Origin of the sequence: Paenibacillus sp. FSL K6-1217, assembly GCF_045040735.1 — a bacterium.
Classification (GTDB): domain Bacteria; phylum Bacillota; class Bacilli; order Paenibacillales; family Paenibacillaceae; genus Paenibacillus_AQ.
On record NZ_CP150271.1, the window covers coordinates 5833349 to 5849802 of the forward strand.

Here is a 16454-nt window from a genome sequence, read left to right on the forward strand (position 1 = left end):
TGAGCAGTCAATGTTCTAAGGCAGAGAAATGGGCATCCTGCGGAAACACGTTCCCCGGGAGAACAATCATGCTCAAAGAAAGCGGAGTGAAGAGATGAGTCCTGTAAGTCCTGATAACCGAAATGAACGGCAGCCCTATGTAGTGACAAGCAAGGGACATACGGCGGCGGCCATCAATGCTGCGGCCAAAGCGGGGGAATGGATCAAGAGCAGACAAGGCCAGGTGAAGGAGCTGGGCAGCAAGACCTCGGCTCAGGATCTGGTCACGGAGGTCGATAAAGGTGTGGAGCAAATGATCCGCCGGCTGATCCTGACCCATTATCCTGACCATGCCATTCTTGGCGAGGAGGGCGTGGAGCCCGGTGCGGATGCATTGACGGCCGCCCTGGATGAAGCGCGGGAGCATGACTATCTGTGGATTGTCGATCCGATTGACGGCACGACCAATTTCGTGCACGGCTTCCCGTTCTATTGTGTATCGATTGCTCTGGTGGTTAAGGGTGAACTCACGGTAGGCGTGATCTATGATCCGACCCGGGACGAGATGTTCGTGGCCGAGAAGGGGAAGGGCGCCTATATGCACGGGATACCTACGAAGGTATCAGCGGAGACATTGCCGGGCAACAGCCTGATTGCCATGGGCTTCCCGCCCGACCGGGTGGTGGCCCAGCCGGCGAATATGGCCGGGCTGCAGCAGATTCTGCCGCAGGTCCGGGGTATCCGTGCCGGAGGCTCGGCAGCGCTGCATCTGGCTTATGTGGCTGCCGGACGGGTGGACGGGTATTGGGAGGTCGGGCTGAGCCCGTGGGACTGCGCGGCCGGGGTGCTGCTGGTGCTGGAATCCGGCGGTAAGGTTACGAATACGCAGGGCGATCCCTACGATATCAGCACACGCCATGTAGTCGCAAGCAATGGACGAATCCATGATTATCTGGTAGCTTCCCTGCAGGCCGCAGATGCCACAGGCTTCAAGAAGCAGTAGGAGGGCTTACATCGCATGAATGAGAATGAAGATCTGGAGCGGAAGCTAAGTGAGCTTCTGGAGGACGGCGAGATGGAACAGGCGGACCGGCAGGCCAAGGAGCTCCGTCAGATTTCGCCCAAGTATGAGATCCGCATACAAACTACGCTCGATCCTATAGTCGAAGAGACGCTTCGTTACCGCAAAATCGCCTATGAGCTGGATGACCGGTATGATAAATATGTGAAGCGCTCAGACCAGGCAAGCGGTCCGCTAAGCACTGGCGGACCGAAGAAATCTTCAGAATCCGGCAGTGGTAAGTAATATAGCTGCTGCCGTCCTCAGGAGCGGTCTTCCGTATTATCGGGAGACCGCTCTTTTGCGCCGCTATATGCTGCTGTAACAAAAATACGGCAAAGCTGATTCCACATGAGCGGGGCGGGATGATAGAATAGAATTATATTCATTTAGGAGGAATACGATGCTGAAGACATGGAGAAGGTTAATATCAGCTTCTGCTAGCGGACTGCTGCTGTTCACCGTATTAATCAATGTGCATGCAGGTCCGGCGGATGCCGCTGCAGCAGCCGTGGCGCAAGGAGCGGAGCAGGATGTCTTTCGCATCGTGGCACTCGGGGATTCCATTACCGCCGGGTATGAGCCGGGGATGACCGATCCGGGCGTGAAGCCGTACGGATACGCCGAAAGATTACTGGAGCAAGGCTGGTATCACGGGAGAAGCGAACTGAAGAATTACGGCATCCTGGGCCTGAAGACAGCTGGACTGCTTCAATATACCGGGGCGATCAAGGACGGTGCGGCAATTACAGCGGAGGCCATTCAGCCGGGGCTGTCTGATCCGCGTACCGGGCAATTTGCCGCGCTGGCCCCGCAGATTAGAACGGAGCTTGCGGCGGCAGATCTGATTACCATCACAATCGGCGGCAATGACGTCAGCAGCCTGTTCCTGAATTATAAGGCACTGACGGATGCCGATTTCGCTGCCCAGCTTGCGGAGCGCCTTACGGAATACAGCAGCAATGTCACAGCATTACTGAAGAATATCCGGGAGGTGAATCCGCAGGCAACGATTCTGCTGGCCGATCAATATCAGCCTGCTCCGCGGATTGCCCTGGGTGCTGCGTATGATAAGCTGATGAATGCGGCAGCACAGTTCACCATAGCGGCTGAGAATATTGCGGCCACCTTGAACCAGGCAGGCGCTCCGCTGAAGGTAGCCCATGTAGCTGCAAAGTTCGCCGGTGTAGAGGGATCGCTGACCCATATTATCGGGGAAGGGGCAGCAGACTTCCATCCGACACAGCTTGGGTATGAACGGATTGCCGCTGTATTCGCTGAGCTGCAATGGGGGGAATACCGTACGCCGGCAGTTACGGCGATGGCTTCCGAGACGGCGCCGATGTCCATCGTTGTGAAGGGCAAGGAACTGGATACGCCCAATAAGCCCATTCTGAAGAACGGGCAGAATTTCCTGGCGCTGCGGGACATTCTGAATGCCGTCGGCGCGGACGGCAAATGGGATAACAAAACCTCCAGTGCGACCGTCATTTACGGCGGGAGAACGGTGGTCATTACCATCGGGTCGAAGACCATTAAGGTTAACGGTGCGGATGTAGCGATCGATACTCCGGCTTTTCTGCAAAAGGTCGGCAAAGAGGATAAAACCTATCTTCCGCTCGCCGCACTTGCTACCGGACTTGGCTTCGATGTGAATTACAGCAGCAAGCTGCGGACAGCTTTCATTAACCCTTAATTGCGCATAGTCTAATCATAGCATCATCAAATCACAAATCAGGCCCGTAGTGGAAAAGGTGGATGAACCCAGTTGTCTAGTTCAAAGTATAATGCTGATTACATCATCACGATGGATGATATCGTACGGGAAGGCGACCCTGTCCTGCGTGAGGTAACGGAACCCGTACAGCTGCCGCTGCAGGCGGAGGACCGCGGTGCGCTGCAGAGCATGATGCAGTTCCTGAAGAATAGTCAGGATGCCGAGATGTCTGCCAAGTATAAGCTGCGCTCAGGGGTAGGCTTATCCGCTAATCAGATCGGATTGGCGAAGCGGATGTTTGTCATGTATTTGAAGGATGATAATGGCAAGAATGTGGAGTATACCTGGGTGAACCCCAAGATCATCAGCCATTCGATGGCAATGGTCTATCTGCCGGAGAGCGAGGGCTGCCTGTCCGTGGACCGGCCGGTGCATGGCTTTGTCCCGCGTTATGAGTCAGTGAAGGTGAGGGGCTTTGATCTGAACGGCGAGGTGGTTACCCAGAAATTCAAGGGCTATCAGGCGATCATCATCCAGCATGAGATGGACCATCTGGACGGAATGATGTTCTATGACCGGATCAATCCGCAGAACCCGTTCAAGCTTCCGCAGGATGTGGAAATCCGCAGCCTGTATGAGCAGAAGGGGCAGTAGACAAGGAACCTTTCACAAGCACTTGATGTCTGAAGCAGCCATCGTGATAAGCTATGTAGTGGTTGCCTTCACGGGCGGGAGCATGCCGCTTGCCGTAGGGCTGGTGACCCCGCTTGCGGTGGCTGCGTTGTTCCAATAGACTACCTTTAATAATAATGCATTGCTCTGATGTCTTTTTCATCAGGGCATTTTTTATTTTATAGGAACTATAGTTTCCTGCTACTTTGGAAAAGGTATGTGTATATTTGTGGATAAGAGTTCTTTGAATGATTCGTAGAGTGACTTTGATACTGAATGTGACTGAAGGCTAAGCAGCATATGGAAAAGTGTGTGTGGAAAACAGCATACATTGTGCTTGTAAGCAGGCATATGAACCAAATGTATGTGGAAAACAGCATACATTGTACTTGTAAGCAGGCATATGGACCAAATGTATGTGGAAAACAGCATACATTGTGTTCACAGCAGGCATATGGACCAAATGTATGTGGAAAACAGCATACATTGTGCTTGCGGGAAGGTAAAACGAAACCCCTGCCGCTTAAAGCTTAATGGCAGGGGTTCTCCTATGGTAAAAATCGATTACTTCTCCGCAGCCATAGCCGCGAACGAAGCCTCCGCCGCCTCCAGGGTGAGGTCGATGTCGGCGTCCGTGTGGGCTGTGGTCAGGAACCACGCCTCATACTTGGACGGGGCCAGGTTGATGCCCCGGCTCAGCATATGCCGGAAGAAGCTGGCGAACTGTTCACCATCGGTATCCTGCGCCTCCTCATAATTCGTAATGGGATGGCTGCAGAAATGCGTGGAGAAGGCGCCGCGAATCCGGTTGATGGTCAGCGGGATGCCGTGACGGCCGGCAGCTGCCTGAAGTCCTTCGGTCAGGCGGATGGCCAGCCGCTCCATCTCGTCATAGACACCTTCCGCGCTAAGCACCTCCAGGCAGGCGATCCCTGCCGAGATGGAGGCGGGGTTACCGGCCATCGTGCCGGCCTGATAAGCAGGACCAAGCGGAGCGACCTGCTCCATGACATGCTTCCGGCCGCCGTAAGCACCGATTGGCAGCCCGCCGCCGATGATTTTGCCGAGGGCCGTCAGATCGGGGATGATCTCCTCATGACCGGCAAGACCGGCATAGGTCTGCGTGGAGCCGTAGTGGAAGCGGAAGGCGGTGATCACCTCATCATAGATAACAAGCGAGCCGTTCTCATGCGTCAGCTTGCACAAGCCTTCCAGGAAGCCGGGATGCGGCATCACCATGCCGAAGTTACCGACAATCGGCTCGACCATAACGGCGGCCACATCCTGGCCCCATGTCTCCAGCGCTTCACGCAGGGCGTCCAGATCATTGAAGGGAACGGTGATGACCTCCTGGGCAATGCTGGCCGGAACGCCTGCGCTGTCCGGGATACCCAGCGTTGACGGGCCGGAACCTGCGGCTACAAGCACAAGGTCAGAGTGCCCGTGATAACAGCCGGCGAATTTGATGATTTTGCTGCGCTTGGTGTAGGCGCGGGCGACGCGGATGGTCGTCATGACGGCTTCTGTACCGGAGTTGACGAAGCGTACCTTGTCCATCGAAGGAATAGCTTCCTTCAGCATCTTGGCCAGCTTGATCTCAAGCTGTGTTGGCGTTCCATAGAGCAGTCCGTTCTGAGCAGCCTCTGTAATGGCGGCGGTGATATGCGGATGGGCATGTCCGGTTATGATCGGGCCATAAGCGGCCAGATAATCAATATATTCGTTGCCGTCCTCATCCCAGAAGCGCGAGCCTCCGGCGCGCTTCATGAAGACGGGTGCACCTCCGCCCACGGCCTTGAAGGAGCGGGAGGGGCTGTTCACACCTCCGACGATATGCTGGAGAGCTTCCTGATATAGCTGTTCTGATGTGCTGCGGTTCATAGGTAATGTTCCTTTCTTCTTGCCTTGTGCCCAAGGGAAAGGGCGAACCGCGGTTAATTTCCGCTGTCCGCCCGCCCCGTGTGCCAAGCATGGTTATATTGGATGTTACTTTGTTCCCGGTGATGCAGAAGGGCTGCTGCCCGGTGAAGCCTCTGCTCCAGGAGTTGGCGATGGTTCTGGTGCAGTGAGCGTATCCTCTACGAACTTCTTCAGTGCCTTCTCGCTGCTGAACCCGATCACCTGGGAGCCGTCCTTGAGGGTCTTCTCCCGGATCAGCTTCATCGGCGGAATCTGCTCGCTGCCGCCCATAGAGCTGTCATAACCTACAGCGCCCAGCTTCCACATGTCACTCGCGTCAAGGTTCGTGTCGATATAAGGCGTAACCTGACCGAGAATATTCGGCAGCTTGATGATCGAAGTGGTACTGATCACCTTGTCCGCCACCGCCTTAAGAAAGCCGCGCTGGCGCTCGGTCCGGGTGAAGTCGGAGGTGGCATCATGGCGGAAGCGTACATATTGCAACGCCATTTTGCCGTCCAGGTGCTGGAAGCCTTTTTTGAGATCAATGTCGTATTCAGGCCCGTCTGCCTTGGTGGTGTAGCGCATGTCCTTCTCGACTTCATAGTCCACACCGCCCACGGCATCCACCAGCTTAATGAAGCCCTGGAAATCGGTATAGACATAATATTGAATCGGGATACCGAGCAGGTCGCTGACCGTCTGCATCGCCGTATTGGGTCCATAAGTAATGGCGGCATTGACCCGCTGTGTACCGTGGTCGGGGATATCAACATAAGTATCACGAAGAATAGAAAAGACATAGAATTTCTTCTTCACCGGATCCAGAGAGGCCACCAGCATCGTATCCGAACGCGGCACCTCGCCCTTCTTCACCCCGCGGCCGTCCACGCCCATGAGCAGGATGTTAACCGGCTCTGTGCCCTCCCATTCAGGTGGCTTAACCGCCTCTGCCGAGGCTGTAGGAACATTAGCAAACGGAGAATCTTCGCCTGTTTTATGAAGGTTGTCCAGCTGGTTGTAAATAGCAGTGAAATAGTAAACCAGACCTCCGATAATTAAAAGGAGTATGATTGCCAGAGTCCAGAGCAGCGTTTTCTTCTTTGACTTGCCGGCTTTTGCGTGCCGGTTCTTTCTTGGCGGCATTTCGTTCGTCCTTTCCAGTTCACATTCTCTACATTATAATTTCTTTTGGGAAGACACGCAATTTCAGAAATCATTAACCATATTACAAGGAGTGAATAATAAATGAATATCACTATAGGCGACAAGGTTCCGGACTTCACACTCCCTGCTTCAACAGGTGGCAGCATCAGCTTAAGCGACTATCGCGGCAGGAAGGTGCTGCTCTATTTCTATCCCAAGGACAGTACTCCGGCCTGTACTCAAGAGGCCTGCGATTTCCGGGATGCCCATGATACCCTTGCCGCGAATGGGGCAGTTGTCCTGGGAATCAGCGCAGATCCTCTAGCGTCGCACAGCAAATTTATTGCCAAGAACAGCCTGCCCTTTCCGTTATTGTCCGATGAAGAGCATACAGTGAGCGAATTATTCGGCGTATGGCAGCTTAAGAAGCTCTACGGCAAGGAATTTATGGGCATTGTCCGTTCTACTTTTCTGATTGATGAGGAAGGCATTCTGAGAGCGGAGTGGCGAAAGGTCAGAGTGAAGGGCCATGTAGAGGCCGCATTAGAACAAATCGTGAAATAATTAAGTATGCTGGGAATTAATTGTATTTGTCTGTTACTTTTCTAACAGCTATAGCCACGCTCACTCGTGATATAGTTGCCTCATATTACTTCAAATTTGGGGCAAGGGTTGGGGGAAGACATGAAGAGACTGCGCATTGGGCTTGACGTCGGATCAACTACAGCCAAGTTGGTGGTTATGCAGCGGGATATCATTATATATCAGGATTATGTGCGTCATTTCAGTGATATCAAAAAAGCGGCGGTTACCCTCCTGACAGAGGTACAGCAGCGGTTCGCCGGCAGTGAAGCAGCGCTCACTGTAAGCGGCTCCTCCGGGCTGTCCCTGTCCAAGCTTGGAGAGATTCCGTTTGTCCAGGAGGTCATTGCCTGCACGAGGGCGATCAGCGGACGGATTCCGGCATGTGATACAGCGATTGAGCTGGGCGGGGAGGATGCCAAAATCATCTATCTCAGCGGCGGCATCGAGCAGCGGATGAACACAGCCTGTGCAGGCGGTACGGGGGCATTCATCGATCAGATGGCCTCCCTGCTGCAGACGGACCCTGCCGGGCTGAATGAGCTGGCATTGAAGCACGAACGCATCTATCCTATCGCTTCGCGCTGTGGTGTATTCGCCAAAAGTGATGTCCAGCCGCTGCTGAATGAAGGAGCGCGCCGTGAGGATGTGGCAGCCTCGATCTTCCAGAGCATTGTCAACCAGACGATCAGCGGGCTGGCTTGCGGACGGCCGATCCGTGGGCGTGTTGCTTTTCTGGGGGGACCGCTGACCTTCTTGTCCGCTCTGCGCGACCGGTTCACGGAGACGCTCGGGCTGAAGGAGAACGAGGTGCTGTTCCCGGAGCACTCCCAATATTTCGTGGCCATCGGTTCGGCACTTGCCGAGTCTGATCCCTTGTTCTTGCCTGTTAGCGGCTGGATTGCCCGGATCATGGCTGTAGACTTCTCGCAAGACCGCGCGGAGGATGCAGAGCTGGCGCCGCTGTTCAGGACACCGGACGATCTGGCACAGTTCCGGCTGCGCCACAGCAAGGCGACAGCACCGCGTTCCGCGCTGGCCGCTTACCGGGGACCGGTCTATCTCGGCATTGATGCCGGCTCTACAACGACCAAGCTGGTCGTTACCGGAGCGGCGGATGAGATTCTGCATACCTTTTACGGGAGCAACGGAGGCAATCCGCTGCAGTCGGTCACGGATGCGCTGAAGGAGATCTACCGGATTCTGCCCATCGGCTGCTCTATAGCGGGAGCTTACGCAACCGGTTATGGTGAGGGGCTGGTCAAGGCAGCGCTGCGGATGGACGGCGGGGAAGTAGAGACCGTGGCCCATTACAAGGCAGCCTCCCGGTTCATGCCGGAGGTTGATTTCATTCTGGATATCGGCGGTCAGGACATGAAGTGCATTAAGATCCGCGGGGGAGCCATCGACAGCCTGATGCTGAATGAAGCATGTTCGGCGGGCTGCGGCTCCTTCCTGGAGAGCTTCGCTTCTGCGCTGGAGCTGGGCATAGAGGAGTTCGCCGCTGCGGCGCTCGAATCGGCGGGGCCGGTGAATCTCGGCTCACGCTGTACCGTGTTCATGAACTCCAAGGTGAAGCAGGTCCAGAAGGAGGGAGCATCACTTGCCGATCTCTCGGCCGGGCTGGCCTACTCCGTGGTGAAGAATGCGCTGCAAAAAGTGATCAAGATCCGTAATCCCGAGGATTTAGGCCGCAATATCATTGTCCAGGGCGGCACCTTCTACAATGAGGCCGTGCTGCGGGCATTTGAGCTGCTGACGGGAAGAACGGTAGTCAGACCCGACATCGCCGGTGTGATGGGCGCATACGGCTGCGCGCTGATTGCCAGAGAACAGGCTGCCCCGGAAGGAAGCAGCACGATTCTTGGACCGGAGGAGCTGGAGACCTTCCAGTATTCAGTCGCTCCCGGCCGCTGCAGCCGCTGCGCCAACAACTGTGCGCTGACGATCAGCCGGTTCCCGGACAAGAGCTTCCATGTGACGGGGAACCGCTGTGAACGCGGCGCAGGCGGCAAGAAAGAGAAGAATACGCTGCCGAACCTGATGCAATACAAATATGAGCGGTTCTTCGCCTATGAGGGCCTGCCTGAGGTAGCAGCGGTCCGGGGGACAGTGGGTCTTCCGCGCACGATGAACATGTTCGAGAATTACCCGTTCTGGCATACCTTTTTCACTTCGCTGCGCTACCGGACAGTGCTGTCTCCGAAGTCCAGCAAGAAGCTGTATGAGAGCGGAATGGATACCATTCCTTCGGAATCGATCTGCTATCCGGCAAAAATGGCCCACGGGCATGTGCAGCAGCTGATCGTCCAGGGCGTGGACTTCATCTTTTACCCGGCGGTGGTGTATGAGAAGAAGGAGGATGATGCGGCGCAGAATCACTTCAACTGCCCGGTGGTTGCCTCCTATCCTGAGGTGATCCGCAATAATATGGACGGTCTGAAGGAGCAGGGGGTTCCCCTGGTCAGCCCGTTCCTGACCTTCGATGATGTTCCGGCGCTGACCCGGGTGCTGGCGAGAACGTTCGCCGAAGTACCCAAGGAGGAGATTGCTGCTGCTGTGCAGGCGGGTCTGGAGGAAGCGGATCAGGCGAAGAACGATGTGCGCACCAAGGGCGAGGAGACGCTGGTCTTCCTCTCGGAGACAGGCACGAAGGGGATTCTGCTCTGCGGACATCCGTATCATGCCGACCCGGAGATCAACCACGGGATTGCCGATATGATTACCGGGATGGGGCTTGCGGTGCTGACCGAGGATTCGATCTGCCATCTGGACCGCAGCGAAGGGGACGTCGGTGTGGTGAACCAGTGGACCTACCATGCGCGGATGTACCGTGCGGCCCGGCTGGCGGCAGGAAGAAGCGATCTGGAGCTGGTCCAGCTCACCTCCTTCGGCTGCGGGATCGATGCGATTACCTGCGATGCGGTTCAGGAGATTATGGAGCGCCACAACAAGGTCTATACGCTCATCAAAATCGATGAGATCAGCAATCTCGGAGCCGCGCGGATTCGCCTGCGTTCCCTCCAGGCCGCGATGCGTGAGCGCGAGAAGGGCGAAGTTAAGCCACAGCTGCTCTACAAGCCGCAAGTCAATGTGCCGTTCACCAAAGAAATGAAGGACACCTATACCATTCTCGCTCCGCAGATGTCGCCGATTCACTTCGAGCTGTTCGAGCGGGTCTTCCAGGATGCGGGCTACCGGCTGAAGATTCTGGAATCGACCGGCCCGCAGGAGACGGAGGAAGGCCTCAGGTACGTCAATAATGATGCCTGTTATCCGGCGATTGTAACGATCGGACAGATGCTGTCGGCACTGAAGAGCGGCGATTACGACCCGGACCGGACTGCTGTGATTATGTCGCAGACTGGAGGCGGTTGCCGGGCGACCAACTACATCTCTCTGCTGCGCAAGGCGCTGAAGGATGCGGGGCTGGGGCAGATTCCGGTGATCTCCCTGAATGCCTCCGGGATGGAGAACCAGCCGGGCTTCCGCATCAGCCTGAAGCTGGCGAACCGCCTGATCGCCGCAGCCTGCTACGGGGATCTGATGATGCGCCTGCTGCACCGCTTCAGACCGTATGAGGCGGTACCGGGAAGTGCAGAGGCCTTATTCCGCGAAGGAATGGGGCGCTGCAAGAGCAGCCTGTCGAATTTCTCGTTCCGTGAATATAAGCGGCTGACCCGTGAGATTGTTGCCGGGTTCTCACGGCTGCCGGTCATCCCGGCGGATAAGCCCAAGGTAGGCATTGTCGGGGAGATTCTGATCAAATTCCATCCAGATGCCAACAACCGCATCATCGACATGATCGAGGCGGAGGGCGGAGAGGCCGTGATGCCTGATTTCCTGGACTTTATTTTCTATTGTGTCTACAATCCGATCTACAAGGCCGAGCAATTCGGCAAAAGCAAACGGCTGGGCTATATTAATCCCATGCTGATCTCCTATCTCGAAATCTACCGCAAGCCGGTCAAGGTAGCGCTGGAGCAGGCCGGACTATCCAAAGGCCGGGAGAATATCTACGGTCTGGCCGAGAAGGCGGGCCGCCTGGTGTCTGTCGGCAACCAGATGGGCGAAGGCTGGTTCCTGACGGCAGAGATGATGGACCTGCTGGATAACGGCGTGAACAATATTGCCTGCATCCAGCCGTTCGCCTGCCTGCCGAACCATATTACCGGACGCGGGATGATTAAGGGGCTGAAGGATTTGTATCCTGGCGCGAACATCGTCGCCATAGATTATGATGCCGGGGTTAGCGTCGTGAACCAGGCCAACCGGATCAAGCTGATGATGTCGATTGCCAGCGGTCTTGCGGGCGGCAGCCAGCCGTCAGCGGACGAGGTGGCGCAGCTGGTGCCAGTACTGGCGGGCAGTGCAGGCTGCCAAGGATAAGATTATGAATATAGCGGACCGGCCAATGCGCCGGTCCGCTTGTTCGGTGTGCAGGAGCAAATCGGAAGGTATGCGGAAAACCGAACACATTGTGCTAGGACGAAGGTAAGGGGCCGAATGCAGCCCAAGGGGGGATGAGGGGCAGAAGTGCCCCTAAAATCGCCGGCCTCCCCCGTGTTTTACTTCTGCAGCTGTTGCTTCACCTGCATCGCTTTGTTCAGATGGACGAAGTTATGCCGGGTGGCCGGCATCAGCACATGACCTGCAAAGGTCTTGCCGGCCCAATAATCGAACAGCCACTGCTCAGAGTCCAGGACAGCCTTCTCCTCCCGGACTCTTTCGAATTGGGCCGGAGTTGCCTTCGTCCCGAGCTGTCCCGGCTCCAGAGCGGATAGGATGGAACGCGTTCTGCGGGCGACAGCACGCCGGTACTCGGCAAGCGCTCCGAGGTTCACCTCACGGCTGAGTGCAGCAACATCCTGTTCACTCATTCCGTTGCCGGAATGAACGTAAGGAACCTCCAGCCTCCGGGCATACTGACCGGAGTATAGCACCTGCTCACGGTCTGCCCCCAGGATGTTCATGGTGATATCCTCAATCCGCGCACTGTGCCACAGATGCCAGACTATAGAATTACGGCTGCCGGGTGTCTGCACCGGGTAACTTCGCGCAGTGGACTCCAGCAGCATGTCCCATAAGGAATCCTCATAGGTTACCTGTTCCCCGCTGCCTTCAGAGGCGTACAGGGCAGAATGCAGCTCCAGAATGATAGCTATGGTTTCAGTATGCGCCTCCGGCTTGGTGATGATCCTGGGCAAAATTGAATGCTGCCTGTTCCAGTGATTTCGTTGTTCTGTATTCATGTTTAATCCTCGCTTTCCGTAATTTTTCAGAAAATTTCTGCAAGAAAATCATTGACGGATAAATAGGTAAATTGTAAAATAGTTCGTATGCGAAGTATTATTGTGCATTATGCTAGTGGAGGGATAAGGCTTGGAAGAAAAGGAAAAGCAACTGGACGATATTCTGTCCTCTTTCCGCTGCATTACCCATAATTTCCAGCAGTTGCTGTGGAAGGATGCAGAGGAGCTTAACATCACATCTACCCAGCTGATGGTATTGCGTAAGTTATCCTTGCATCCCGATATCGGGATCACGGAGCTGGCCGATCTTCTGCATCTGGGCAACAGCGCAGCCAGCGGTGTAGTGGACCGGATGGTGAAGGCCGGACTGATTACCAGGGAACGCTCGCAGAGCGACAGACGAATATTCAAGCTGGCGATGACTGAGAAAGGCAAGGAGATCCGTCTGCTCAGCAGACAGTCACTCCGAAGACATTTGCAGCCCTTGGCAAATATTCCTGCGGAGGATGTACAGGAGCTGCTGCGGCTGCATGGTGAAATTATCCGAATTCTAGAACAAGGGAGAGACAACAAGAAGCTATGAGTACAATTACAGCCGGTAATGCACCGTCCAAGACGATCCGCAGAGGACCGATTATCGCAGCGCTTCTGATCGGCGCCTTCGTGGCGTTATTGAATCAGACGCTGATGAATGTGGCACTGCCCAAAATGATGGAGGACCTGAATATCCTCGCCAATACAGCCCAATGGCTGACGACAGGGTTCATGCTGGTTAACGGTGTGCTCGTGCCGATCAGCGCGTATCTGGTGGAGAAATTTACGACCCGCCAGCTTTTTACGACAGCAATGATGTTATTTTCAATAGGTACACTGGTCTGTGCAATAGGAACAGGGTTCGAGATGATTATGGTCGGCAGAGTGATTCAGGCCGTTGGTGCCGGAATTCTGATGCCGCTGATGAACATCGTGTTCCTGCGTATCTTCCCGATTGAAGAACGGGGCAAGGCGATGGGACTGATGGCGGTTGCGATGATTTTTGCTCCGGCTGTCGGACCCACCTTGTCGGGCTGGGTTGTACAGAACTATTCCTGGCGCGTGCTGTTCTACATCGTGCTTCCGCTGGCCATCTTCTCGATGCTGCTCGGCATGAAGACCATGCAGAATGTCGGTAAGCTGACTTCTCCAAAGCTGGATAAACCGGGTGTGATCTTATCGACCCTGGGCTTCGGCGGGCTGCTCTACGGCTTCAGTGATGCCGGAACAGACGGCTGGGGAAGCACAACCGTTATTCTCTGCCTGATCCTGGGTATCGTGTCCCTGGGACTGTTCGTATGGCGTGAGCTGACCACGGATAAGCCGCTGCTTGAATTCCGTATTTTCCGCTACAATATGTTCTCACTGACTACCGTGATCAATATTATCGTCACCATGGCTATGTATGCAGGGATGATCCTGCTGCCGATCTATCTGCAGACCATCCGCGGCTTTACACCGATGGAATCCGGACTGATGCTGCTCCCGGGTGCGGTTCTGATGGGCGTGATGTCACCGATCACCGGAATTATATTTGATAAAATCGGCGCCAGATGGCTGGCGGTTATCGGCCTTGCCATCACCACGGTGACGACCTGGGAATTCAGTCAGATCAGCACCACTACCACTTATACTCACCTGATTCTGACGTATACGGCCCGGATGTTCGGGATGTCGATGCTGATGATGCCTATCGTCACGGCCGGTCTGAATCAGCTGCCGCAACGTCTGGCTTCCCATGGTACAGCGATGTCCAACACCCTGCGTACCGTAGGCGGCGCACTGGGGATGGCCCTGTTCGTCAGCCTGATGACCAACCGGACGAAGAGCAACATTACCGATGCGCTGGTCAGCGGTGCGGTGTCGAAGACCGATAAGGTGGCGATGCTCAAGCTTACACAGGACGCAACGATTAACGGGATTACCCACGCGTTCGCTGTAGCAACCTGGGTGACCGTTGTTGCCCTGGTGCTGGCGCTGTTCATCCGCAAGACCTCACCGCAGCCCGACTTCCTGAAGACGGAAGAAGCGGAAGGCGGACAGCCGCAGCCGAACCTGGTGAAATCACAGAGAGCCTAAGCGTGAATATAGTATAAAAAAGACGACCCGCCGTAACCGTTCAACGGTTGCCGGGTCGTCTTTTTGCGTCTGGGGATGGGGGAGAACTGCTCCCTTGTCCTGCATCATCCCGAGCCACCCCACCAATCACCGGCTTCTCCCTTAGAGTATATACCGGCAAACCTGACAACATAGATTCAGGTTCGTATTCGGATGGAAAAAGATTGTATATGCTTTAGTGCCGGGTGGGGCGGATAGGGCGGTTAGTGTTAGCCGGGGACAGCACAGAGATAGCCAAGGCACGGCACAAACGAAAAAGGGTTCAAAGCGCCGCAGTTACTGCCGCTCCGGCAGGTCTGCCGTATACGCCGCCGCAACGCCACGGGCCACCTCGCCTAATCTGCGGCGGACATGCTCCGGTCCCAGCACTTCCAGGACGGTCCCGAAGCTCAGCAGGAATCCATACAGCCAGTCATTCTCAGGATACTGAAGCGTGAGGATGTATCCGCTGTTATCATCCCGCTCCAGCGTCTCACAGTCGAAGTATTCCTCGGCGAGATGCTTGCCTTCCGGCTTGAAACGCAGCGTGATCGGCGTGAGACTCTGAGGTTCTTTCCAACCACGGCTCCACGGCAGCTCTGTAAGCGGAATATCCTGGCGGATGTAGTGCCGCGCCTCCTTCACCAGCGCCTTCATCCGCAGCAGCTTGAAGAGCCGGAAATCCTGACGTTCCGGGCAGAACCCGTATAAGTACCAGAACTGTCCCTTAAGGACCAGCGTATATGGCTCGACCGTGCGGCGGCTTACCTTGCCCTCGGCCGTTATGTATTCAAAAGTGACCATGACAGCTTCCTCCAAGGCTTCCTTAAGGAGGCTCAGCCGCTCCTCCAGCGGGCCCGTCAGCTCCCAGGGGGAGAAATCGACGATCACTTGGGTGGTTTTGCTGCGGAAGGCGGAGATCTGGGAGGGAGGGACAACGCTGCTGATCTTCTCCATCAATAGCTGATGGCCCCCGCCTCCGATGGAGGAGGCGCTCTGCAGCGCACTGAAAATGTCGGCCAGCTCGCGTTGCGATAATACGTTGCGGTCCAGCCGGTAGCCCTGCATGAGGCCGATGCCGCCCCCTGCCCCCTGATAGGTAACCACCGGGATGCCTGCGCTGTTAATGCTGTCTATATCGCGGTAAATTGTACGCACGGAGACCTCGAACATATCGGCCAGCTCCTTGGCCTGAATCAGCGGCCGGTTGAGCAGCAGAATGACAATGGAGAGCAGACGGTCTATTTTCACAGGGATCCCTTCTTTCAGGCGTTAGGTGAGGTTCTGAGTCAGCGGGTCTTGGAGGTTTCTTTGACCTTCACTTGGACCTTGGCATCGAGCGTAGCCACCGGCTTGCGGCGGCGCAGCCGGAGAGAAATGGCCGTCCGGTAACGGTAAATGACAATCAGCGCGGCGATGGCCAGCACGCCTACCGCAATCCAGAGGGCGTAGGATTCGATCAGGTGGAAGATGCCCATCCACTGGGGGCCGAAGATTTTGCCGATTCCGAGGAATAACACCACCCAGAACAATGCGCCGCCATAGGCATACATCGCGAATTTACGGAAGGGCAGTGCGATAATCCCGGCGAAATAGCCGGTGAAGTGGCGGACGCCGGGGATGAAATAACCGATCGAGATCAGCACACTGCCATATTTCTCGAACCAGCGCTGGGTCTTCTCCAGCTTGGCCGGAGAGAACATGAACCATTTGCCGTACCGCTGGATGAAGGGCAGACCGGCCTTGAACCCGATGAAGTAAGTAATGGTCATCCCGATTGTGGTCCCTAAGAAGGCTACGATCACCAGGGTGAAGAAATCCAGCCTCCCCGTGTAAGAGAGGAATCCTGCGAAGGCCATCGTGGTCTCCCCGGGAAAAGGCAGGGCGACAAATTCGAGCAAAAGCCCGAAGAACAACACGCTATATCCGTAGCTCGCAAACAATTCCTGTATCCATTTCAGCATATCCATAGATTCTTCACTCTCCAAAGGCTGCGCGCCAATTCTATTCTGAAGCT

13 protein-coding genes are annotated in these 16454 nt (G+C 55.5%); 8 read left to right on the forward strand and 5 right to left on the reverse strand.

Annotation, left to right across the window (positions count from 1 at the left end; genetic code table 11):
• Positions 1-94 precede the first annotated feature (94 nt).
• The 4 genes from MHH28_RS25790 (at position 95) to def (ending at position 3410) form a co-directional block, all read left to right on the forward strand.
• The gene (locus tag MHH28_RS25790; RefSeq protein WP_405106797.1) at positions 95-982 is read left to right on the forward strand and encodes an inositol monophosphatase family protein; all 888 of its coding nucleotides are present in this window, start codon (positions 95-97) and stop codon (positions 980-982) included.
• Positions 983-997: 15 nt separating this feature from the next.
• Positions 998-1285: a hypothetical protein gene (locus tag MHH28_RS25795; protein WP_405106799.1), complete on the forward strand. Its 288-nt coding sequence runs from the start codon at positions 998-1000 to the stop codon at positions 1283-1285.
• A gap of 157 nt (positions 1286-1442) precedes the next feature.
• On the forward strand, positions 1443-2735 hold the full coding sequence (locus tag MHH28_RS25800) for a stalk domain-containing protein (RefSeq protein WP_405106801.1): 1293 nt from the start codon (positions 1443-1445) through the stop codon (positions 2733-2735).
• Positions 2736-2846: 111 nt separating this feature from the next.
• The gene (def, locus tag MHH28_RS25805) at positions 2847-3410 is read left to right on the forward strand and encodes a peptide deformylase (protein ID WP_405117256.1); all 564 of its coding nucleotides are present in this window, start codon (positions 2847-2849) and stop codon (positions 3408-3410) included.
• 582 nt (positions 3411-3992) lie between these two features.
• On the opposite strand, the gene MHH28_RS25810 is transcribed toward def, so the two are convergent.
• Both MHH28_RS25810 and MHH28_RS25815 read right to left on the reverse strand, forming a co-directional pair.
• Positions 3993-5309: a glutamate-1-semialdehyde 2,1-aminomutase gene (locus MHH28_RS25810; protein ID WP_405106803.1), complete on the reverse strand. Its 1317-nt coding sequence runs from the start codon at positions 5307-5309 to the stop codon at positions 3993-3995.
• Positions 5310-5414: 105 nt separating this feature from the next.
• Complete coding sequence (locus tag MHH28_RS25815) at positions 5415-6473, reverse strand: LCP family protein (RefSeq protein ID WP_405106805.1); 1059 nt, start codon at positions 6471-6473, stop codon at positions 5415-5417.
• A gap of 102 nt (positions 6474-6575) precedes the next feature.
• Here MHH28_RS25815 and bcp point away from each other — a divergent pair, with 102 nt between their 5' ends.
• Positions 6576-7037 (forward strand): thioredoxin-dependent thiol peroxidase, encoded by a 462-nt coding sequence (gene bcp / locus MHH28_RS25820; RefSeq protein ID WP_405106807.1) that lies wholly within the window; start codon positions 6576-6578, stop codon positions 7035-7037.
• Positions 7038-7157: 120 nt separating this feature from the next.
• Positions 7158-11444: an acyl-CoA dehydratase activase-related protein gene (locus MHH28_RS25825; protein WP_405106809.1), complete on the forward strand. Its 4287-nt coding sequence runs from the start codon at positions 7158-7160 to the stop codon at positions 11442-11444.
• Positions 11445-11623: 179 nt separating this feature from the next.
• Here MHH28_RS25825 and MHH28_RS25830 read toward each other — a convergent pair whose 3' ends face one another.
• Positions 11624-12307, reverse strand: a complete 684-nt coding sequence (locus MHH28_RS25830) for a DinB family protein (protein WP_405106810.1) — start codon at positions 12305-12307, stop codon at positions 11624-11626.
• A gap of 130 nt (positions 12308-12437) precedes the next feature.
• Here MHH28_RS25830 and MHH28_RS25835 point away from each other — a divergent pair, with 130 nt between their 5' ends.
• Together MHH28_RS25835 and MHH28_RS25840 are read left to right on the forward strand one after the other, a co-directional pair.
• A complete protein-coding gene (locus tag MHH28_RS25835) occupies positions 12438-12890 on the forward strand; it encodes a MarR family transcriptional regulator (RefSeq protein ID WP_341346547.1) in 453 nt (150 codons plus the stop codon).
• Positions 12887-14419, forward strand: a complete 1533-nt coding sequence (locus tag MHH28_RS25840; protein ID WP_405106813.1) for a DHA2 family efflux MFS transporter permease subunit — start codon at positions 12887-12889, stop codon at positions 14417-14419. Before MHH28_RS25835 ends, MHH28_RS25840 begins: the two co-directional genes overlap by 4 nt.
• 315 nt (positions 14420-14734) lie before the next feature.
• Here MHH28_RS25840 and MHH28_RS25845 read toward each other — a convergent pair whose 3' ends face one another.
• Both MHH28_RS25845 and MHH28_RS25850 read right to left on the reverse strand, forming a co-directional pair.
• A complete protein-coding gene (locus tag MHH28_RS25845; RefSeq protein WP_405106815.1) occupies positions 14735-15688 on the reverse strand; it encodes a helix-turn-helix transcriptional regulator in 954 nt (317 codons plus the stop codon).
• Between the two features lie 38 nt (positions 15689-15726).
• Positions 15727-16407, reverse strand: a complete 681-nt coding sequence (locus MHH28_RS25850) for a DedA family protein (RefSeq protein WP_405106817.1) — start codon at positions 16405-16407, stop codon at positions 15727-15729.
• Positions 16408-16454: the final 47 nt, after the last annotated feature.